The following is a 20987-nucleotide window of genomic DNA, read 5'->3' on the forward strand; positions in this document are numbered from 1 at the left end:
TCATGGATGCCAAGCAGTTCGGCCGACAACTCATGTATCAGGGGGAGATGAGCCCCGAAAAGCAACAAGCCTTCGAGGCCCACGCCGGGGAGCTGGTCCAACGCTTCGCTGTACCCGGTTCAGCCATCACCCACGGGGTGCGCGTCGATTTCCGGAACTACATCGACTACGTGCGGGTGTCCGAGGGACTGGCCGCGGCTACAGGGCGGCTGGAGGAACTGAGCGGAACCGGCCTGCCGGCAGATCTTTATGCGACCGCCGGGATGCTTGCGGCACGGCGAGCCGGCAACTATCCGGCCGCCGCCGATTTCCTCCTGGACGCGCATCATCGTTGGCCGACGAACACGGGGATCCTCGTGTTCCTGGTGGAGACGATGATCGCTGCAGATCGGGTGGAAGCTGCCGTCGAGCGCCTGGCCATGGTCGGTGATTCCGGTGAGGTGGACGCCTCGACTCCGGCTGGACGGAAGCTCGCCGAGTTGGCTGCCCTCTGCGGCTTCTGGCCATTCGTCGATCGGACTCTCGCGCAGCGAGGGAACACCAGGGCTGAGTTCGCGGACAGAGCGTTGGCCAAGCGCGCCGAGTATGCGGCGAAGTACAGGGGCCAGGACGCTCGGATCCCCGTACACGTGCTGAACATGCCGCAGGACGAACGAAAGCTCAGGTTGCTGAATCATCTCTACGGCAAGTTCGACATCGTCCCGCAACGGCATGACGGGGTGGACGGCCGTGCAATCGATCCTGCTGATCTCCCGAGTATCACAGCCCACAGGGGGCGGAGAATCGGCGCAGGGGCGCTCGGATGCGCCCTGGGTCACATCTCCATGTGGAAGAGGTTCCTCGAGGGAACGGAAACCCATGCCCTGTTCATCGAGGATGACGGACTGCCGTACACCTGGCGCTCCTTGGCGGCCATTGCAGAAAGCGCAGGGACTTTCGATGTCCTGTTCGTCAATGAGCGGATGTCTGCAGTAGCGGGCGAGAAGTTGTCCACGGCTGTCAGTTCTCTCTGGGACACGCTGGGCGACAAGCCCCAGGCAGCTCGAGGATGGGGAACGGATGGGTACCTGCTCTCCAGGCGCGGAGCGGAACGACTCAGCGAGGCTGTCGAGATCGATAAGGTGCTCAGCCACATCGACAGCCAGATCGCGGCCTACGGGATAATTCCTGGAACGAGTGCGCGCAGCGTCGCGCAGACCGTCGGCGTGTCGGTCCGGCAGACGAGCCGCTACACCCCGACACTCGACATCAAATGCCTGGACTTCCCGCTGGTGGCGAGTGTGGACTTCGGTGACTCCACGATCGGCCGCATCGGCGGGCACAAGCTGAAGCCGGGATGATCGAGGAGCCGGGGGAGAGGCCCGCGGCGAGCCGTCGGTCTCCGGGTGGTCGAGTCCGGTTCCGCGTTACTCCAGCGTGATCCAGTGGGTCGTAAAGGCGGTCGACTCCCCTCCATTGCTGGATCGCCCGTAGATGCGGATGCGGTACCGGCCCGGAGCCAGGCCCTCGAAGACAACCATCTGGCGGTCGGTGTAGCCGCGCCGGGCCACGACTTCCGTCTCGCGGAAGAGCCGGTAAGCCAGCTGGACTCCGACCGGCGCATGCGCCGCGAGACGCAGGGTGCCCGCGCTCCCGTCCGCCGTCAGGCGATACGGCAGCGCCTCTTCGTTCTTTCCGTTCACGAACTGTTCCAGATTGGCGGCGAGGAACAAGCGATAGATCGACGCGATGTCGGCGTGGGACAGATCAGGAAGTACGGTTACCACCGGGCCGGGAAGACCGAGTTCTGCCAGGTCGGCCATCAGCGGTTCGACGTGGTAGGGAAGATGATGGTCGTTCTGGCCTACGAGGATCGAGGTTGCAGGGATGCTGCCAGCCGCGGCGGCGGTGCGGCGCATGATTCCATCCAAATGCACGATGTCCTCCTCGGTGGTCGAGCCGGCCATGAACCGCAGGATGTTCGGATGCGGACCGTCCAGGAAAGTGCCGATCCGAACCTGGGGGGCGCCGACGATGATCCGCCCGAAGGGAAGCGCCATGCCGTGCAGCAGTGCAGCGGCTCCGCCTTTGGAGGAGCCGACCCCGACAAGCTTGTCGGTGCCGATGCCGTGCTCCTCGGCGATCGTCGTGATCAGTGCCTGGACGGTGCGGAAAATCGCCTCCGACCGGTGCTGCGAGTGGTAGTACGCGCCTTGGTCGCCGAAGTCGTCCAGGATGTACAGAGCGCTGATTCCAACCTCATCGATCGTCGCCCTGTAGTTGTAGGTGAAGTCACCGGGCTGGCTGATCGCGCTGAAGACGACTGCCAGGTGCTCCCTTCCCCTGGTGCCTCGGCCGGGGCGGAACTGGTAGTTGAGCGACACCTCGCCCGAGAAAAGCAACCATTCCGAGCGGTCCGGGGAAATCCGCTCCTTGTAGTTGAAGTCGTCGCCGAGCCTGATTCTGGTGGTCAGTTGAGCGCTCGGACCTCTGAACGCCACGGCGACGACAGCAGCCGGAACCGCGTGGCCGAACTTCGGGAAGCGCCACCCCAGGGGGCGCGCGCCTCCGATTCCTTCATGGACACTGAGAGTAAGGGGAACGTCGGCCTCGACAAGGAGGTCCATCAGTTTCTGACCGCCGTGGAAGAGCTCAAAACCCTGCCCGTGCAGGATCACCGAGACCTCAGTTCCGAGATTCCACAGGAGCTGATACGTGTGCTCGCCCGTGCCGGTGACCGAGTCGTGGACATCCATCACAGGGACTCCGGACGACTCCCTCACCGCGAGGGTGCGCTGATGCACCACGTCGTCGTATCGACCGTTCGTGCCGATGACCTCGAAGCCGTCGGGACGCTCTTCCACGGTTCGCAGGGTCACCCGATCAGCACGCTTGTCGGTCCTCGGCAGGCTCGTGCCGTCGACCACGAGGCTGTTGTGAGCGAACTGGGAGTAGGCGTACCTGGAGAACGGATCCTTGTAGTCGTAGCTGTAGGGTCCGGACTCGCTCAGCAGATCCACGCCGCTGCTGCGCAGGAACAAGCTGAGGTCATCGGAGTGCTTGTGGTAGTCGGCGTTGTATGCGGCGGAGAAGAACGCGAACGTGGCGTGGGGGTCGCCCCATGCGCTGCGATAGATCGCGTAGCCGGAGTTCGGTAGAACCAATGTCCTGGCCGTGGCAGCTACGCCTTGTCGACCCTCCGATGCGGCGTAGGCGAACTCGGGACTCCGAAAGACGCCCAGGGCACCCGATCGTTCGATTTTGTTCTGCTGTGTATCACTGATAGGAGGATAAACTCCGTCAGGCATGATCGCATGCGTGGCATAGCGTTCTGCATTCTCCAGTAGGCTCAGAAGAGAAGGCGCGACTTCGTGCCCGGCTGCGGACGCAATTCTCCACACATTGAACAGCTGCCTGCTCACCATGAGGTGATAAGTCGGCGTGTTTTCAATATGTACGCCCTCGGGGGTGAAACATATTGCAAAATATTCAGCAAGCCGTTCCAAAGCCAGTTCGAAGTACGGTTCACGAACACGATCGTCGTCTTCTGCGGCAAGAATGGTCCAGTACAGCAGTGCCAGGTCCTGGAACATTCCATGGTTGTTGCCCGTAGCGTGGAAGTCGCTTCGAGCTAGGATGTCGGCGGTCTCGCTCATGAGCGAATCGATGACGCTCATCGATCGGTCAGGGAAACGGAGCGATATGGCCGACCGGAGCAGGATGAGGTTGATCAGTCGTTGGGCCGTCGTCTCATCGTGGTAGGCCATGTCAGGGGAATCTGATTTGCCCGAATGCTGCTCGGCCCAGATCTGAACCACCCGCAGGGCTGCGTCCGCCGCGTCCTCGGCGACCTGCTCGTCGATCAACACGGTATCGACCCAATCGGTGAAGAACAACAACCCGTGAAGATACCTACCGTGCGCACGCGGGAGATCATGCGACCACATGCCACCACCGTCGAAGACCGCATCCGGATGCAGTCGCGATGCAACGATCTCGTGCTGCAGAAATCTCCGGGCTCTGCGGTCGGCTTCCTGCCCTCGAGCTCTCGGCAGTAGCTCTCGTGCTACGGCCCGCACCTGCTCGATTCGGTTGTCGGGAAACATGTGTCCTCTGGGATGATGGCTTCGCTGGTGCTTCAATTTCGCCTCGCTGTCGAGGCAACAGGGACCATCCTAGTCCGAAGGAGCCGGGTGAAGGTCGCCACTGAAGCCCATGGCTCACCTCATCGTGAGGGTCGGGCACGGCGCCCCCGCCCGCGACACGGTGCCTGAGTACCGCTACCGGGCAAACAACTATCGTCATGTGCGCGACGTGCTGCTCGACGCGAGGACTTCCTCGAACGAAAACGGCCGGCGCGTACCACACCGCAGAAGCCGCATCACGGACATCCAGTCAGGCCCGCGGAGTCCTACCGCCCGGCTACGAATTAAGAAGGAATTGGAAGTAACCGCTGGTAGGAGACAGTGAGCGGCGGCGCAGCACGCGTCATCGGAGAATGCGGCCATCTCCACTGAACCAGTCACAGCACTTATGGGCTCATGCAGTGCCGCTGCTTCATAGCGGGCCGATCGGACACGCGAGTCAAGCCGCTTTCGCTGTGCCGGTATGGCACTTCCGGTGGGGTTGGTGCACTACTCGCCACGGCGGATTTCCTCACACCGCGTATTGACGCCCTTGCAACGAGCCGCAGCAATTGCACTCGCCGCCCCGCCGCGTGATCGTGAATGCCTGATCCTCGGGCACTTCCCGATTGACTGCCGGGTCCACTCGTTCCGTGTCCAAGGACGGAGGGCTCAGTACTCGGTGATATTGTATACAAGGCGGTGGTGGCCTTCGTCACGACATGCTCAATTCGGAACGGCGATGGTCCGGCTAGTTTCAAGACGACATGAATCGACTGGGGCACTACTTCATATGCAGACAGATGATCGACGTGTTTCGGCGGAGGGTGACCACTCGGCGGCGGGCGACCCGGAGCTTGATCCAGATGTACCTTCAGACGCCGAACAATTGCACGTGGCCCTGCAGCAATTGGATGCGGCCCACCAGGAGATTGCGCGTCTGATCAAGACGGGGAATGCGACCCAGAAAGAACTCTGGGCCACACTTTCCAAGAACCCCGCACCCGTCAAGCATGGTCTGAAGGAGCATGCAGCGCTGTCCTCGAAACTTCACGGCGCCGGTGCAATCGACAGCCTTGTGGCTGCGGGCGACTACGATGCAGCCTACGTCTGGGCCAGGGGTTTGCAGGAACGCCACCGGAAGAACCTCGGATTTCTGCGGAGCTTACGGAACCTTTACACCAAGATGGGCAATGCTTCCTCGGTTCTCGCGCTGAACTATCAAATCGCGGATCTCGACAGGACGACGGATCACGAGTCCATCCGGAGGCTCGAAGGACGGTTGCGGGAGGTGTCAGGGTGGGTGCCTCAGCTGACCGAGTCCCTCATCGATGTGGGGGACAGGACACAGGGGCGTGTCATGCACCTTGTGAAGGAGAGTCGTCCCTACCTCTCGAACGGCTTCACATCACGAAGCCACAAGAACTTCCTGGCCGAGCTCAAAGCCGGTCTTGAACCGATCGTCGTGACGGAACCGGGCTTTCCCGCCCCGGGTACTCCTGGCGCGTCGCGGGACGTCGAGGTGATCGACGGGGTGAAGCACCTCAGGCTCAGCCTCGGCACTCTCAATCAGGGCAATCTTCCCGCCGACCGCTTTCTGCAACTCTTCGCGACACTTGCACACGAAAAAGTGAAGCGGTTCCGGCCGTCGGTCATCCACGCAAGCTCCGGCCGGCGGGGCTATGACACAGCGCTCGTCGGAATCGCCCTCAAACGCGCGACTGGCGTCCCCCTCGTCTACGAGGTCCGATCGTTCTTCGAGGCGAACTGGACGAACGATCTCACCAGGGAAGCGGAAGGCGAAACGTTCAGGAAACGCATGCAGGTGGAGGAGATGTGCATGCGCGAGGCCGACGTCGTGCTGACCCTGGGCCACTCCATGCGGGACGAGATCATCTCCCGAGGAATTTCGCCCGAGAAGATCGAGATCGTGCCCAATGCGGTGGATCTGGATGCATTCGTTCCACTCGAGCGCCCGACTCCTCAGGAACACGGCCTGGGGATCGCAGGGTTCCCCACTTTCGGTTATGTGTCGAACATGGACCACTATCGTGAAAGTCAGGAAACCCTTATCACGGCAGCTCGGATCCTCAAGGACCGCGGGAGTGAGTTGCGTTGTGTTCTGGTCGGTGGCGGTCCGCGTCTCGCGACACTCAAGTCGCTCGCTGTCCAGCTCGGCGTCCAAGATCGCGTCATCTTCACCGGACCGGTGGACCATGTGGATATTCCTGCCTTCTACAGCATGATCGATTTCTTCGTCGTGCCGCGCATCGCGGAGCGTGCGGCGACCTATGTGACGCCCCTCAAGCCGTTCGAAGCCATAGCACTGGGTAAGCCCCTCATCGTGAGCGAACTGCCTGCCCTCATGGAGATCGCCAGTCCACCGACGCGCGGCGCTTCCTTCATCCCGGGTGATGCCGACAGTCTCGTCGACGTACTGCTCGGTCTGTACGGCAATAAGGCGGAGCAGGAGCGAATGAGCTCCGAGGCTCTCACCTGGGTTCAGCAGGAGCGCACCTGGGACCTGAACGGCCTTCGCTACAAGGAGATCTTCGGCGAACTGGCATCGCGGCAAGGAGAATTGTGAAGGTCCATTTCAATGGATTCGTTCCTCAGGCAGACAGTCCAGGCGGTGAGCTGTTCGATGCTTTCCTTCAGGCCTCGTCGCAGCGGGAGTCTCCTGATCTGATCGGATATACGCCGCTCGCCCGCTTGAACCCCTACCAGTCGCTCACCTACACGGGCTTCTCGGAAAACGGATTCGCGGTGGCGCCGATACTGAGGCCGGTGACCTTCCGCGAGATCGCGCCGTTCCGGAGCATGACCGCGACCACCAGTCTGCACCTGCACTGGAACTCCTGGATGACTTTCGGAGAAGCCGACGCGGCACGCGCGCGCGGACTCGGCATGGGCATCGTGGGCAGACTCGAACGCCTGCGCGACCAAGGTGTGAACATCATCTGGACCGTCCACAATCTCTATCCCCATGACGCCATCCATGTCGATGTCGAACTGGAGATCCAACAGCGAGTGGCTGACGTAGCAAATGTCATCCACGTCATGTCGAAGAGCACGATCCAGACGATGGCCGACTATGTCGCGATCGATCCTGATTCGGCGCTCTTCTCGCCGCATCCCAGTTATAAGGGCGCCTACCAGGACCACATCAGCAGGAGCGACGCGCGGGTGGCTCTCGGCATCGGGCCGCACGAGTTCGTGTTCGTCCTGTTCGGGGCACTCAAGAGCTACAAGGGGCTGCGAAAGACGATCGACGCATTCGAAGCACTCTGCCGTGAGGCGGACGGGCAGAAGTACAGACTCCTGGTTGCAGGCTCTCCGGATGAGAGCGCCGAGGCATCCGAGTTCGTTCGCCGGTGCCTCGCACATCCGCAGGTGCTCATCGACAGTTCCAAGATTCCGGCCGACAGGGTGCAGTACTTCATGCGGGCTGCGGATGCCGGCCTCGTCAACTACGAGCGGATGCTCAACAGCGGAGCGGCGCTACTCTACCAGACGTTCGGCCTGCCGGTCGTGGCCGCTGACACCGCTGTGCTGCGGGAAGGATTGCTTCCCGAGGCGACGGTCTTCGTCGAGGATGCAACAACCACTGCGTTCTCATCCGCTCTACGGTCAGCCTCGGAACGTTTCGGCACCACTGATGTTTCTCCGCTGGTCGCGCAACACCTGCAGCAATTGGAGCCGTCCTACGTCGGGGCGCGATTCGCCCGAGAACTGCGCGGCCGACTGCAGTAGGCGAGCGGGAGGACGGTGCATTCTTCCGAACGGTCCCGTCCTCCCGAGCTGCGCGGCTTTCAGGCTTTGCCGTGCGTGCGTGCAGGAGGCCTAGGTGACGTCCCCCTTTGGTTGGGCGGCCGCCGGGGATCAGCAGAGGCATTCGTTCGCGCGGGCGGCTATCCGTTGCTCGCCGGAATGGATCTGGTTTGCTCACGAGCGCCCAGGTCGCCAGGCGTGACGTCAATTCCTGATCTGCCCGACATCCTCCGAACGTAAAGCGCATCCAGCGTCACGTGGGCGCTTAGACGGTCATGCTTGTTCGACTCGCAGGTCGGCGGAATCGCTGGACAGCACAATGCGGTGAAGCTCGTCGTCCACCCTGAGAGTCGTCGCAACGCTCTTCGACGTGCGCTTGGCGGATACAACAGTGCACGGGTCGGTTCCGTTGCCCGATGCAGTGATCAATGTGGTGAAGCGTACGGCACTGCCGAACTGACTCAAGCGCAGCACTGGAATTGGATGTTTCTCCCGATACGTCTCACTGCGCCACCCAGCGATGGGTTCCTCACTTCCACACCTCACGCTGAAGTAGGGCGAGTGACCGATCGATTGAAGAGTGAGCCGCGTGCCCGTCGGCGTGGCTATCCTCGAACGGTCGCCCTCCGAGGCCAATTCGATCTCGGACCGCACGGGGAGATGCCACAACTGCTGTATCTCGGCGTCGGAGGTGCGGACCACCCTGTCATCCACGAGGAGATACCGGTCCTTCAGCGAATACAGTATCGACCGATGCCATGTGGTGCCCTGCAGCCCTTTCACGTGAACCGTCGCAGCGACGAACGCTTCCGTCCGTTCGAAGAACAGAAGGTTCGCGTCGGCGCTGGGATAGTACTTGGCGCCCGGCACGTCAATCACATTGTGTGAGGACCGGCCACGGAAGTGAAGGCGGTAATCGCCGGCTTCGTACGCGTACAACCCGGAGTCACACAACAGTTCCTCACCGAAGGCGTCAAGCGTCACCGACCCGGCGTCCTCATGACCGTGGACCGCGGTCGACCGCCCGGGCCCGAATCTCATCGTCAGGTAGGCGGCATCGACGTCGTCCCGTGTCACCCGCCACCTGTCTCTGGCAAAGAGATATCCGGCCTTGAAAACGGCGACGGTGTCGGACGGTGCGGCGCTCAGGTCCTTGGGCCATTCCGTGGGGGTCCCTTTGATGATCGGAGCCTGGTGTCGAAGCGTGTCGCCCAGTAGGGCGTAGTTGCCCGACGGGGACGTGGCATGGGCCATGAAGACAGGCATCTTCCGCAATCGCTCCGCGGCATGAGGAGGAAGCTCTCTTCCCGCCGCTTCGATTCGATCGAGAGCCTCCTCGTACCAGCGGAAATTCCGATACTGGTAGTCGATCGAACCCTCCCGAGTGACGCCTTCATCGTCGATCGCGTCCTCGAACATGAGAACGATCCGCTTGACCGCCAGGTCCACCCAGTCCTGGCGGTCGAAGAACTGTCCCACAGCGATGAGCCCCATATCCTGATGGAGGCTGTGATTTCCTCGCCCCTCGTAGTTCGACGGATTCGCGAGGTGATCTCCGTGTCTTTCGAGGCTTTCCATCAGCCAGTCCTTCTCCCCGAGGATCGGCAAGCCGTGCAACAGCACGATGGCCCGCATACCGACTGCCATGTCGAACCAGGAGTAGTCCGACGCAGGGTTGCTGACAGGGTTTTCCTCCACCCAGGACCTCAGCAGGCGCGCATACAGCTTCATGCCCGCATGCGAGCCCTGTTCGGTCGAGTGCTGCCGCAGCCGATCGAGCCAGATCAGGGTGTGGAACTGGAACCGCCAGTTGGCGTCGCCCAGCGGGTCGCTGTCCCAGCGTATTTCCGGTCCAAGCTCCACGCTCGGGTGCGGGGCCAGTGTGAGACGCCCGGCGAGCAGTTCAGCGATGTGCGTAGGGCCATCGGCGTCCTGCGACGAGTAGGTCGAGTAGGTGTGGAAGAGCTGGCCCTGCAACCGGGGGAAGTCGTTCAACTGACCGGCGTATTCGTTCGGCCCTGCTCCACTCGGTCGGACCCCTGCTGCACGAACTCGTCGCTCCGGTGTCCTACCCCGAGCAGGGCGCTCACTGCCGCGATGGAACGCTCTGCCGCACGACCATCGCCGTAGGGGTTGACGGCGAACGCCATTGAATCGAAGTGCTCCTGATCATTCAGGAGGCGATCCACTTCTCTGACGATACGCTCCTCGTCGGTTCCGATGAGGACGACCGTGCCTGCTTCCACGGCCTCCGGCCTTTCGGTGTTCTCACGCATCACGAGAACTGGTTTGCCGAGGCTGGGAGCTTCCTCCTGGACGCCGCCGGAGTCGGTGAGCACCACGTGTGAGATCGAGAGGAGCCGGGTGAATTCGCCGTAGGGAAGTGGCTCCGTCACCAGCACGTTCGGTTTGCCTTCCAGCGCGGGAAGTACGGCTTCCCGGACGACGGGGTTCTTGTGTGCCGGCAGAACGATGATCAGGTCGGGCTCCGCGTCTGCAATCCGGGCCAGCGCCCTCCCCACGCCCTGCATGGCGTTGCCCTGGTTCTCCCTCCGGTGCGTGGTGACGAGAAGGATGCGCCGACCTGAATCTGCCAGGTCCTCCAGTCGCGGGTCGGAGAACGGGACTTGCTTCTGAACGGTGTCCAGGAGGGCGTCGATCACGGTGTTGCCGGTCACCACGATGTCGTCTTCAGACACGTTCTCCGCAAGGAGGTTGGCCTTGCTTGTCGATGTCGGAGCCAGATGGAGGCTCGCGATCTGTGTGGTGATCTTGCGATTGCCTTCCTCGGGGAAGGGTGAGAACGGGTTGCCTGAACGCAGCCCAGCTTCAACGTGGACGACAGGGATCCCGTGGTAGAAAGCGGCGATGGCAGCGGCCGTGGACGTCGTCGTGTCACCTTGAACAATGACCGCGGCGGGCTTCTCCGTCTGGAAGAGCCGATCGAGTCCGTCGATGGTGCGGGTCATGATTGCACTCAGCGATTGACCCTGCTGATGAATGTTCAGATCGTGATCGGGCTGGATATGGAAGAGATCATTGACCTGGTCCAGCATGGCCCGGTGCTGTCCGGTGACGGTGATGACGCAGTCGAACGAGCCCGATTTCTTGAGTGCCTCAATAATCGGTGCCATCTTGATCGCTTCGGGCCTGGTCCCATAGATGGGCATGATCTTGTGCACGCGCGTCCCCTGACTGCCTAGAAGGTGCCAAGTTAGCCTAAACCATCCGGAGCAGGACGCCGACCGACACACGATGTGGCGAAGAGCCTAAAGCAGACGTTGTTCGTGCGGACTCCTTGCAAACTTCTTGCGGACTCCTTGCGGAACGCGAGTATTCACCAAGTTCTTCGTTCGAACCATACCGCACTAATGCCCCCCGCCGTACAGTCGGGGCACCTCCGCATTCCAGCTGGGGCGTCGGCGCTGGGCCGGCTATTGCAAGGGGTGTTTCGTGTCTCGTCGCATAGTTTTTTTCTCCGCTATCGTCGCTATTGCTCTTTCAGCGTCGATCCCTCCTGGGGGCTTGACCGTCCCTGCATACGCTGGTGTGCACGTCCAAGCCGCGGTTACGGGAACGTTGAGTGAACAGCGTGCGGTACTTCGAACCAAGATTTCAGCTGCCAAGTCCCACTACGTGGACACCCGTGCGTACATCGCACTCTTGCCCAGGGCGGACGGCCTGGCTGTCAAAGACGCGATCGCCGCAGGGGACCTGACACTCCGGAAAGCCTCTGACCTTGTGACGGCTGCAACCACGCAAGCGGCGATGACCGCAGCGGCGTCCGCGGTCGACAACGAGAAGATCCGGGCCAATACGGTGCTCGTCAGCGCACGCCATTTGAAGGCGGTGCAGGACCTGCGCCCCATTCAGCAGGGCGTGGTGAGGAGGGCCCTTGATTCCTTCACCAACAACTCGCTCACCGCCGCGGCTTTCCACGGCGTGAAGACGCGTGCGGCAGCATTCACGACGCTTGCCGCAGCCGACACCACCAATCAGCTCGCTGTGCTCGGAAAAGTGAGTGCTCCCCGTGCGCTCCAGTCTCCGGCGTGGCGCTCCGCTCTGGAAACAGGGTCGGCGGCCATTCCAACAGCCCCGGGCTGGGTCGGCTTCCCTGGCGGCTGTGCACTGCCTAGCGCGAGCAGCAGCTTCACCCCGAAGCTTCCCGCCGTCGGTCCCGGCGTCGTCACGAACAACGCTTTGGTGGCAGCAGCCAACGGTCGGGCTGTTCCCGACGCAGCTATCACGCCCATCCACGAGCAGATGCTGCGTGCAGCTACTGCACAGGCAACGGAGACGCTCACCCTCGACCAATTGCGCGCAGGATACTCGCCGAGGGTTGCGCGGCTGGGCTACGGGTTCCTGCAAGCAGGCAATAAGCAAGCCGGTACAGCACTCGCAGCAGATGCAAAGTCGATCATCGAAGCGGGACCGGAGTCGATGGACACGTTGCAGTCTTCGCATCTCCTCCTGGCAGCAGCAACTGCCGTGGACTGGACCTCCGCCAAGAACCTCGACGAGACGGTTCTCGTTCGGTGGCTCGGTCCGCAGACGTGTCTCCATGCGGACCGTGAGAATTTCGTCGAAGCACCCACCAACATCGCCGTCATTCACAACGCGGCCACCTTCGTCGCGGCCTCCGTCTTCCTGGAAAGGTCCCCAGCCCAAGCCGCAGCGTTGGCCCGTGAATCACTTGTTTCGATCCAGCCGGCCCTGCAGATGATCACTGCCGATGGGGGCACACAGGAAGGTCCGGGCTATTGGACGTACCAGAGTCGCGCCCTGGCCACGCTCTACTCGACGTTGCCGAACGCCTACTCCACGCAGCCGATGGCCATGCCCTCTCTGTCGAAGATGTCGCAGTACGCACTACACAGCACCGGCACAAACAACATCCCGGTGCCTTTCGCCGATTCCGATCCGACCCCTTTCAGCCCCCTAGTGCCGGCTTGGGACGCTCACTCCCGCAAGGACCCGGCAATCGGTGCGTGGGTTGCGCGCGAACTCAAAGCCAAGCCCGACGCACACCTGATGTGGTGGTGGACACCGTCGTCGACCGTGCCCGCGAAGGTTTCCAGCATCTATCCGCAGACAGGACTCGCCATCCTTCATCTGCCCGTCGGAATGGCGATGCTCAAAGGAGGAGACAACGCTGCCAACCATGCCCACCTGGATCTTGGGAGCGTTTCGTTCGAACGCCGCGGTGTCCAATGGTCAGTCGATCCGGGTGGAGAAAAGGGCAGCCCCCCGGGGTACTACGGCGATACAGCCCGCTGGGGCTACTGGAAGACCACGACTGCCGCCCATTCGACGCTGATGCTCGGCGACCAGAATCAGCCGGTCGTGGCAAAAGCTCCGACGACGATGCTCAGCCCGACCAGGGCGTCCGTCGACCTGAAGAGTGCCCTGCCCGGTGCGCAAACGGCGTCGAGAACTGTCTCGCACAGCAGTACCAGCATGACCGTCACCGATATCGTCCGCTCGGATGCATCGCTTTCGTTGAACTGGCAGTGGGTCACAGATGCCTCCGTGAGTCTGAACAACGACACGAAGCGAGTGGTGCTGCGGAAGGACGGACAGACCGCGAGCATCCGGTTCGATGGAGTGCCCGCCGGCGCTGTCCTGACGAGCTCACCTGCGCCGGAAACCTCGAGCACGGGCGCCCGACTGACCGTGATCAAACTGTCCTTGCCGAACGTGACGAGCCTCAACCTCGTCGCGACGGTCTGGTAGTGATCGTTATTCGTCAGCGCTAGCCCCTACTGTGGGACGGTGCCCAAATTCGTCGGAGAAATGACCGAGGCCGAGCTCCTCGCGCAGATCTTCCCCCGCCTTCCGGAATCGGACGCCGTCGTCCTGGGTCCCGGCGACGACGCAGCCGTCATCGCCGCACCCGATGGCAGGACGGTGATCAGCATCGACACGCTCGTCGAGAACCAGGACTTCCGGCTCTCCCGGCCCAATGGCCACCGCACCACGGGCTACGACGTCGGCTGGAAGTCCGCAGCGCAGAACCTGAGTGATATCAACGCGATGGGTGGCCGGGCGACGTCCCTCGTCGTCAGTCTCACCCTCCCGCCAACCACGCCCGTGGACTGGGTGGAGGCCCTCGCCGACGGGCTGACCGCGGTCATCCGCGAGCTCCGCGCCGATGGGTGCGGTGTCATCGGCGGCGACCTGGGGCGGGGCGCGGAGATCGTCGTCACGGCCGCCGTCACCGGGACCCTGGCCGGGCGCGCGCCCGTGCTCCGCTCCGGTGCGGTCCCCGGGCACGTCCTGGCCGTCGCCGGGACCCTCGGCCGTGCAGCCGCGGGTCTCGCCATCCTCGAGGACGGCCGCCCGGTCGAGGACTTCGGGCCCGCGGGCGCGGAATTCGTGGCCGCGCAGCTGCGGCCGCTCCCTCCGCTGGCCGCCGGACCCGCGGCCGCCCTCGCCGGAGCGGGCGCCATGCTCGACATCTCCGACGGGCTCATCCGCGACGCCGGCCGGATCGCGACGGCGAGCGGCGTCCGCCTCGACCTCGATCCCGCCGCCCTCCAGCGGTACGCCGACCCGCTGCAGGAGACCGCAGCACGGCTCGGCGTCGACCCCCTCGACTGGGTGCTCGGCGGCGGCGAGGACCACGGGCTGCTCGCGAGTTTCCCCCGCGACGTCCTGCTCCCACCCGGGTTCACTGCGGTAGGCTCGGTGGAGCCGGGCACGCCGCTGGTGACACTGGCGTCACGGGCGACAGTCCTCAGGGGATGGGATCACTTTGCACACTAAGATCACCGCCAACGCTGTTGCGATGAAGCGCTGGCTGAGCAGGGCCGAAGAATCCCTCGGCAACCACAGCGATCGCCTCAACGCCATCAACATCTTCCCCGTCGCCGACGGCGACACCGGCACCAACCTGTACCAGACGGCCCGCTCCGCCGCGCGGGCCGCACACGACGCCGGGACGTCCGATCTCGGGGAACTGCTCAGCATCGCCGGCCGGGCCGCGATGGAGGATGCCCGCGGCAACTCCGGGACCCTCTTCGCCGTCTTCCTCGCGGCATTCGCCGAGCCGCTGCACGGCGCCACACGGCTCACCTGCACCCTCCTGGCGTCCGCGCTGCACCGCGCGCAGATCCGCAGCTGGTCCGCCCTCAGCGACCCCGTGCCCGGCACCATGCTCTCCGTCCTCGAGGCCAGCGCGCGCGGGGCCGCGGAGGCCGCCGCCGGTCATGCGGGCGACGACAGCAACTCCGCTCTCGCGTTCACCCTCAGGGCGTCCGTGCAGCAGGCCCTGCAGGCCGTGGTGCGCACCGAGAGCCAGCTCGGCCCGCTCACGGACGCGAAGATCGTCGACGCCGGCGGCGTGGGCTTCCTGCTGATCCTCGACGCGCTCCGCGCCGCCGCGCTCGGCGAGGAACTGCAGGACGAACTGCTCGACGGCCTCCATGGGTACGACATCCAGGCACCGCACCTCCACAACGGCGGTGATGCGGACGGCGTCGAGGTCATGTGCACCATCAACCTCAGCCCGCTCGACGCCGCCACCCTCCGGCTCCACCTCGACGAGATCGGTGATTCGGTGATCATGAGCGCCGTCACCGAGGTCGAGGAGGGCTACCGCTGGCGCGTCCACGTGCACGTGCCCGACCCGGCACCCGCCCTGGCCCTCATCCACGAGGCGGGTACGCCCGTCAACATCACGGTGACGCAGCTCGCCACCCCGCCGGTGGGAGAAGCGAGCCGGTGACGCCCGGGACTGCGCGGGCCACCGCCTCAGAGCTAGACGCCCCGCTCGAGAAGCGCCTCGGGCCGGTGTCCAAGCTCCTCGCGAAGCACTTCGGGATCACCACCGTCGGCGAGCTGCTCAACCACTTCCCGCGCACGTACCTCAAGCGAGGGGAACTGACCCCCATCGCCGAGGTCCCGGTGGACGAGGAGGTCACGCTGATCGCCCGCGTGCAGTCCGCCAACTCCCGCAGGATGCACACCCGCAAGGGGATGCTGCTCGAGGTCACCATCACCGACGACGCCGACGCCGACGGCGGACTCGGCGGCATGAGCCTGACCTACTTCAACGGGTTCGGCGCAGCACGCGACCTCAGGCCCGGCGTCCGGGCGATGTTCTCGGGCAAGGTGACGGTCTACCGCGGCAGGCTGTCGCTCACCAACCCGCGCTACGCCCTGCTCGACGAGGGCGACGACCCCGAGGACGTCAACCGGCCCATCCCGGTCTACCCGGCGGTCGAGAAGCTCGACAGCGACAAGATCGCCAAGGCCGTAGCGACCGTCCTGGACACGCTGCAGCTCTCGGACCTCGACGACCCGGTGCCGGCGTCCATCGCCCGGCGCGACAAGCTCATGAGCCTCGCCACCGCCTACGAACTCGTGCACCGTCCCCTGCAGATCGAGGACACCTACCGGGCGCAGCACCGCCTGCGGTACCAGGAGGCCTTCGTGCTGCAGGCCGCCCTCGCCCGCCGCCGCGCCCTCGCCGCCCGGGAGGAGGCGACCGCGAGGCCGCCCAGCGAGGGCGGGCTCCTCGACCAGTTCGACGCGCGGCTGCCCTTCAGCCTCACGCAGGGGCAGCTCGACGTCGGCCGGACCCTCGCGGAGGACCTCGCACGCGACCACCCCATGAACCGCCTGCTCCAGGGCGAGGTCGGTTCCGGCAAGACCCTGGTGGCGCTGCGCGCCATGCTGCAGGTCATCGACGCCGGGGGACAGGCTGCCCTGCTCGCGCCCACCGAGGTGCTGGCCGCGCAGCACCTGCAGTCCATCACCCGGACCCTCGGGCCGCTGGCCGAGGGCGGCATGCTCGGCGGCGCGCTGGACGGCACGCGCGTGGTGCTGCTCACCGGCTCCATGTCCACCGCGCAGCGCAAGAAGTCGCTGCTCGACGCCGCATCGGGCGACGCGGGCATCGTCATCGGTACGCACGCCCTGCTGTCGGACAACGTGGAGTTCTTCGACCTCGGCCTGATCGTGGTGGACGAGCAGCACCGCTTCGGCGTGGAGCAGCGCGACTCCCTGCGCACCAAGGCCCGGACTTCCCCGCACGTGCTCGTCATGACGGCCACGCCGATCCCGCGCACCGTCGCCATGACGGTGTTCGGCGACCTCGAGACCTCCACGCTCTCCGAGCTGCCCGCCGGACGGTCACCGATCGCCACCCACGAGGTGGGCCTCAGCGAGCACCCGGCATGGATCGACCGCATCTGGTCCCGGGCGCGCGAGGAGATCGCCGCCGGCCGACAGGTCTACGTGGTGTGCCCGAAGATCGGCGACGACGGCCGGTCCGACGAGGACGCGCCGGAGGTGCTCTACGGCGAGCCGCCGGCCGACCGGAAGCCAGGGGGGCAGCAGGAGCACACGAGCGTGGTCGGGCTCTTCGAGTCCCTGGGCACCGTCCCGCAGCTCGAGGGTGTGGCGAGCGGCATGCTGCACGGGCGCATGGACCCGCAGGACAAGGCCGACGTCATGGCGCGATTCGCCGACGGCAGCGTGCAGCTGCTCATCGCGACGACCGTCATCGAGGTGGGCGTCGACGTCCCCAACGCCACGCTCATGGTCATCATGGACGCCGACCGCTTCGGCATCTCCCAGCTCCACCAGCTGCGCGGCCGCATCGGCCGCGGCGGGCACGCCGGAACGTGCCTCCTCGTGACGAAGCTCGACCCCGAGCATCCGAGCCGGGAGCGCCTGTCCGCCGTCGCCGCCACCACCGACGGGTTCGAGCTGTCCCAGAAGGACCTGGAACTGCGCCGCGAGGGGAACATCCTCGGCGCCTCGCAGTCGGGCGGCCGATCGGCCCTGCGCTTCCTGAAGATCACCCAGCATGGCAAGGTCATCGAGAAGGCCCGTGCCGACGCCCAGGACATCGTCGCGGCGGACCCGGACCTGCACGACTACCCGGGACTGGCGCTCGCCATCGAGCTGTACCTCAACCCCGAGAAGGAAGCCTTCCTCGAGAAGGGCTAGCATCTTCTTCCGCGGCTGAGGAGATAGCATCTCCTGCATGACGCAGATACGGATAGGCGACGCCGCGCGCTTCCTCGCAGTCAGTGACGACACCGTGCGCCGGTGGATCGACGCGGGTGTCCTCGGCAGCAGCAGGGACGCCTCGGGCAGGGCCGTCGTCGAGGCGCTGGAGCTCGCCCGGCTCGCGCAGCGCAACGCCGTGCTGCCCGGCGACCCGTCGGACATTGGCCGGTCCGCCCGCAACCGGTTCGTGGGGATCGTCACCGAGATCGTCCTGGACACCGTCATGGCCCAGGTGGAGCTCCAGTGCGGACCCCACCGCGTGGTGTCCCTCATGAGCAGCGAGGCGGTACGCGATCTCGGCCTGGAGCCGGGGTCCGTCGCGATCGCCGTCGTCAAGGCCACCACCGTCATCATCGAGACGCCCGCCGGGAAGGCCTGACCATGCCCTCGAACCACCCGTCCGGCCGCGCCCTCGCCGCCGTCGTACTGCTGGCCACCGCGACCGCGTGCGGGACCACGACGCCCGATCGCGCCGGGGCCCCGGACACCGGCGTGATCGACGGCAGCATCACCGTCTTCGCCGCCGCCTCGCTGAAGGACGCCTTCACCGAGCTGGCCGGAGAGTTCGAACAGGCGTACCCCGGCTCGGACGTCGTCCTGAACGTGGCGGGCTCGTCCGACCTCGTCACGCAGATCACCGAGGGCGCGCCGGCGGACGTCTTCGCCAGCGCGGATGCCGGGAACATGGCCAGGGTGGTAGACGCGGGCCTGGTCGCGGAGGCACCGGTCGACATCGCCACCAACACGCTCCAGCTGGCGGTCCCGCCGGACAACCCCGCCGGTATCACCTCGCTCGCGGACGCCGCGAAGCCCGGCGTGAAGACCGTCCTGTGCGCGGCGCAGGTCCCGTGCGGCGCGGCCGCGGCGGAACTCGAGCGGGCTGCCGGCGTGGACCTGACACCCGTCAGCGAGGAATCATCGGTGACCGATGTGCTGGGCAAGGTCACCTCGGGCGAGGCCGACGCAGGCCTCGTCTACGTCACCGACATACGGGCGGCAGGAGACGCGGTCCGCGGCATCGAGGTCCTGGAGGCGGGCAGCATCGTGAACACCTACCCCATCGCGGCGCTCTCCGACAGCGCCGAGGCCGCCACCGCGCGGGAGTTCGTGGCGTTCGCCTCGGGCCCGTTCGGGCAGGCCGTCCTCAAGGCGGCGGGATTCGGTGCGCCCTGACGCCGCTCCCGCCGTGAATGCCGGGCTGCTCCCGCGGTGGGTAGTGGCGCTCGCGGTGGTCGGCGGCCTGTTCGTGCTGCTGCCCGTCGTCGCCCTGGCGCTGCGCGTCGACTGGCCGCGCTTCGTCCCCCTCGTCACCTCGGACAGCGCGCAGGCGGCGCTGCTGCTCAGCCTGCGGACCTCGCTCGCCGCGACGGCGCTGTGCGTCCTCGTCGGCGTGCCCATGGCGCTCGTGCTCGCCCGCACGGCGTTCCGCGGCCAGCGGCTCGTGCGCTCGCTCGTCCTCCTGCCGCTGGTCCTTCCGCCGGTGGTCGGCGGGATCGCCCTGCTCTACACCTTCGGGCGGCGCGGCCTGCTCGGCAGCAGCCTCAGCGCAGCGGGCATCGATATCGCGTTCTCGACGGCGGCCGTGGTGATGTCGCAGGCCTTCGTCGCCCTGCCGTTCCTCGTGCTCAGCCTCGAGGGCGCCCTGCGGTCGGTCGGAACGCGGTACGAGGCCGTCGGCTCGACCCTCGGCGCCGGACGCTGGACGGTCCTGCGACGCGTCACCCTGCCCCTGGTCCTGCCGGCCCTCGTCTCCGGATCCGTCCTCTCCTTCGCGCGGGCCCTGGGCGAGTTCGGGGCCACGCTGACCTTCGCCGGCAGCCTCGAGGGCACCACGAGGACCCTCCCGCTCGAGGTCTACCTGCAGCGCGAGACCGATCCGGACGCCGCCGTCGCCCTCTCGCTCATCCTCGTGGTGGTGGCCGTCGCCGTCGTCGGCGTCGCGCACCGAGTGCGGCCCCTCGGGAGCGGCACCCCCGCCTCTCCCCGCCCCCTGCAGGACGTCCGCTGATGGGCCTCACGTTCGCGGCGACCCTGGCCGCGCGGGGCTTCGACGTCTCGTTCGACCTCGCACCGGGGGAGACCCTCGCCGTCCTCGGGCCCAACGGAGCCGGGAAGTCGACGCTGCTGAGCCTGCTCGCGGGTCTGCTCGCCCCGACGTCCGGCCGGGCGACACTGGACGGCACCGTCCTCTTCGACGTCGGTGCCGGTAGCCTCCTGGTCACGGAGCCCCGACACCGCGGGGTGGCGCTGCTGGCGCAGGAGGCGCTCCTGTTCCCGCACCTCACGGCCCTCGAGAACGTCGCGTTCGGCCCGCGGAGCCGCGGTGTGCACCGGGCCGCGGCCCGGGCCAGGGCCCTGGAGTGGCTCGGACGCGTCGGCGTGGAGGACCTCGCCCGTCGCAGGCCCGCCGAGCTGTCGGGAGGCCAGGCCCAGCGCGTCGCGATCGCACGCGCCCTCGCCGCCGATCCGGCGCTGCTGCTGCTCGACGAGCCGCTCGCGGCCCTCGACGTCGCCGTCGCGCCCGCCGTCCGCACCCTGCTCCGGGAGGTGCTCGGCGGCCGCTCGGCCGTCATCGTCACGCACGACCCGCTCGACGCCTTCCTCCTCGCGGACCGCGTCCTCATTCTCGACGGCGGCAGGATCGTCGAGTCCGGTGTCACCGCGGAGGTCCTCACGCAGCCCGTCACGGCGTTCGGTGCTCGCCTGGCGGGCCTGAACCTCGTGCACGGCCACGCAACGACGCAGGGATTCAGGGCGGACAACGGACTCGAGGTGCCCTCGGTCGCACCGCTCCCGGCGGACCGCCGGCTCGCGCTGACGGTACGTCCAGGCAGCGTGACGGTGTCGCGGAGCACCGACGCGCCGCCCGGCACGAGCCGTATCGGAGCGGAGGTCGACGACGTCGAGCACCGCGGCGACCTGGTGCGCGTGCACGCCGCGGGCCTGGCGGCGGACGTCCCTCCGGCCGACGTCGTGGCCCTCGGCATCACGCCGGGCATGCGGCTGTTCGTCGGCTTCCGGCACGAGGACGCAAGCATCTACCCGCTGTAGGCGGGCGGTCGGCGCAACTCCGCGCGGACGCTAGAGTCGAGA

14 protein-coding genes are annotated in these 20987 nt (G+C 65.7%); 11 read left to right on the forward strand and 3 right to left on the reverse strand.

The window, feature by feature from the left end:
• Positions 1-2: 2 nt before the first annotated feature.
• On the forward strand, positions 3-1340 hold the full coding sequence (locus AC4D2O_RS17810; protein WP_490908702.1) for a tetratricopeptide repeat protein: 1338 nt from the start codon (positions 3-5) through the stop codon (positions 1338-1340).
• A gap of 66 nt (positions 1341-1406) precedes the next feature.
• Here the strand turns inward: AC4D2O_RS17810 and AC4D2O_RS17815 are convergent, their stop codons facing one another.
• Positions 1407-3878: a heparinase II/III family protein gene (locus AC4D2O_RS17815; RefSeq protein WP_490908703.1), complete on the reverse strand. Its 2472-nt coding sequence runs from the start codon at positions 3876-3878 to the stop codon at positions 1407-1409.
• Positions 3879-4896: 1018 nt separating this feature from the next.
• Between AC4D2O_RS17815 and AC4D2O_RS17820 the strand changes: the two genes are divergently transcribed.
• Both AC4D2O_RS17820 and AC4D2O_RS17825 read left to right on the forward strand, forming a co-directional pair.
• Positions 4897-6690 carry a glycosyltransferase family 4 protein gene (locus AC4D2O_RS17820; protein WP_490908705.1) on the forward strand — a complete coding sequence of 598 codons (1794 nt, stop codon included), beginning with the start codon at positions 4897-4899 and terminating at the stop codon, positions 6688-6690.
• Complete coding sequence (locus AC4D2O_RS17825) at positions 6687-7856, forward strand: glycosyltransferase (protein ID WP_490908706.1); 1170 nt, start codon at positions 6687-6689, stop codon at positions 7854-7856. Before AC4D2O_RS17820 ends, AC4D2O_RS17825 begins: the two co-directional genes overlap by 4 nt.
• A 291-nt stretch (positions 7857-8147) precedes the next feature.
• Here AC4D2O_RS17825 and AC4D2O_RS17830 read toward each other — a convergent pair whose 3' ends face one another.
• Together AC4D2O_RS17830 and wecB are read right to left on the reverse strand one after the other, a co-directional pair.
• Positions 8148-9869 carry a heparinase II/III domain-containing protein gene (locus AC4D2O_RS17830; protein ID WP_490908707.1) on the reverse strand — a complete coding sequence of 574 codons (1722 nt, stop codon included), beginning with the start codon at positions 9867-9869 and terminating at the stop codon, positions 8148-8150.
• The gene (gene wecB / locus AC4D2O_RS17835) at positions 9866-11044 is read right to left on the reverse strand and encodes a non-hydrolyzing UDP-N-acetylglucosamine 2-epimerase (protein WP_490908724.1); all 1179 of its coding nucleotides are present in this window, start codon (positions 11042-11044) and stop codon (positions 9866-9868) included. Before wecB ends, AC4D2O_RS17830 begins: the two co-directional genes overlap by 4 nt.
• 379 nt (positions 11045-11423) lie before the next feature.
• Here wecB and AC4D2O_RS17840 point away from each other — a divergent pair, with 379 nt between their 5' ends.
• Genes AC4D2O_RS17840 through AC4D2O_RS17875 form a run of 8 tightly spaced genes read left to right on the forward strand, consistent with a single transcriptional unit; the run spans position 11424 to position 20945 of the window.
• Complete coding sequence (locus AC4D2O_RS17840; RefSeq protein WP_490908709.1) at positions 11424-13607, forward strand: heparinase II/III domain-containing protein; 2184 nt, start codon at positions 11424-11426, stop codon at positions 13605-13607.
• 60 nt (positions 13608-13667) lie between these two features.
• The gene (gene thiL, locus AC4D2O_RS17845; protein ID WP_490908725.1) at positions 13668-14639 is read left to right on the forward strand and encodes a thiamine-phosphate kinase; all 972 of its coding nucleotides are present in this window, start codon (positions 13668-13670) and stop codon (positions 14637-14639) included.
• A 22-nt stretch (positions 14640-14661) separates the two neighbouring features.
• Complete coding sequence (locus AC4D2O_RS17850; protein ID WP_490908710.1) at positions 14662-15600, forward strand: DAK2 domain-containing protein; 939 nt, start codon at positions 14662-14664, stop codon at positions 15598-15600.
• Positions 15597-17831 (forward strand): ATP-dependent DNA helicase RecG, encoded by a 2235-nt coding sequence (locus tag AC4D2O_RS17855; protein WP_490908711.1) that lies wholly within the window; start codon positions 15597-15599, stop codon positions 17829-17831. Before AC4D2O_RS17850 ends, AC4D2O_RS17855 begins: the two co-directional genes overlap by 4 nt.
• Before the next feature lie 37 nt (positions 17832-17868).
• Positions 17869-18273 (forward strand): TOBE domain-containing protein, encoded by a 405-nt coding sequence (locus tag AC4D2O_RS17860; RefSeq protein WP_490908714.1) that lies wholly within the window; start codon positions 17869-17871, stop codon positions 18271-18273.
• A gap of 2 nt (positions 18274-18275) precedes the next feature.
• The gene (gene modA, locus AC4D2O_RS17865; protein ID WP_490908715.1) at positions 18276-19067 is read left to right on the forward strand and encodes a molybdate ABC transporter substrate-binding protein; all 792 of its coding nucleotides are present in this window, start codon (positions 18276-18278) and stop codon (positions 19065-19067) included.
• Positions 19057-19902, forward strand: coding sequence for an ABC transporter permease (locus AC4D2O_RS17870; protein WP_490908716.1), 846 nt, complete (start codon positions 19057-19059; stop codon positions 19900-19902). Before modA ends, AC4D2O_RS17870 begins: the two co-directional genes overlap by 11 nt.
• Positions 19902-20945, forward strand: coding sequence for a sulfate/molybdate ABC transporter ATP-binding protein (locus AC4D2O_RS17875; RefSeq protein WP_490908717.1), 1044 nt, complete (start codon positions 19902-19904; stop codon positions 20943-20945). Before AC4D2O_RS17870 ends, AC4D2O_RS17875 begins: the two co-directional genes overlap by 1 nt.
• Positions 20946-20987: the final 42 nt, after the last annotated feature.

The organism is Arthrobacter sp. TJ-238 (assembly GCF_058269215.1).

Bases quoted from the DNA above. Each gene is read 5' to 3' on its own strand.
- AC4D2O_RS17810 (WP_490908702.1), top strand. From the start codon at position 3: ATGGATGCCAAGCAGTTCGGCCGACAACTCATGTATCAGGGGGAGATG.
- AC4D2O_RS17820 (WP_490908705.1), top strand. From the start codon at position 4,897: ATGCAGACAGATGATCGACGTGTTTCGGCGGAGGGTGACCACTCGGCG.
- wecB (WP_490908724.1), bottom strand. From the start codon at position 11,044: ATGCCCATCTATGGGACCAGGCCCGAAGCGATCAAGATGGCACCGATT.
- thiL (WP_490908725.1), top strand. From the start codon at position 13,668: ATGACCGAGGCCGAGCTCCTCGCGCAGATCTTCCCCCGCCTTCCGGAA.
- AC4D2O_RS17850 (WP_490908710.1), top strand. From the start codon at position 14,662: ATGAAGCGCTGGCTGAGCAGGGCCGAAGAATCCCTCGGCAACCACAGC.
- AC4D2O_RS17860 (WP_490908714.1), top strand. From the start codon at position 17,869: ATGACGCAGATACGGATAGGCGACGCCGCGCGCTTCCTCGCAGTCAGT.
- modA (WP_490908715.1), top strand. From the start codon at position 18,276: ATGCCCTCGAACCACCCGTCCGGCCGCGCCCTCGCCGCCGTCGTACTG.
- AC4D2O_RS17875 (WP_490908717.1), top strand. From the start codon at position 19,902: ATGGGCCTCACGTTCGCGGCGACCCTGGCCGCGCGGGGCTTCGACGTC.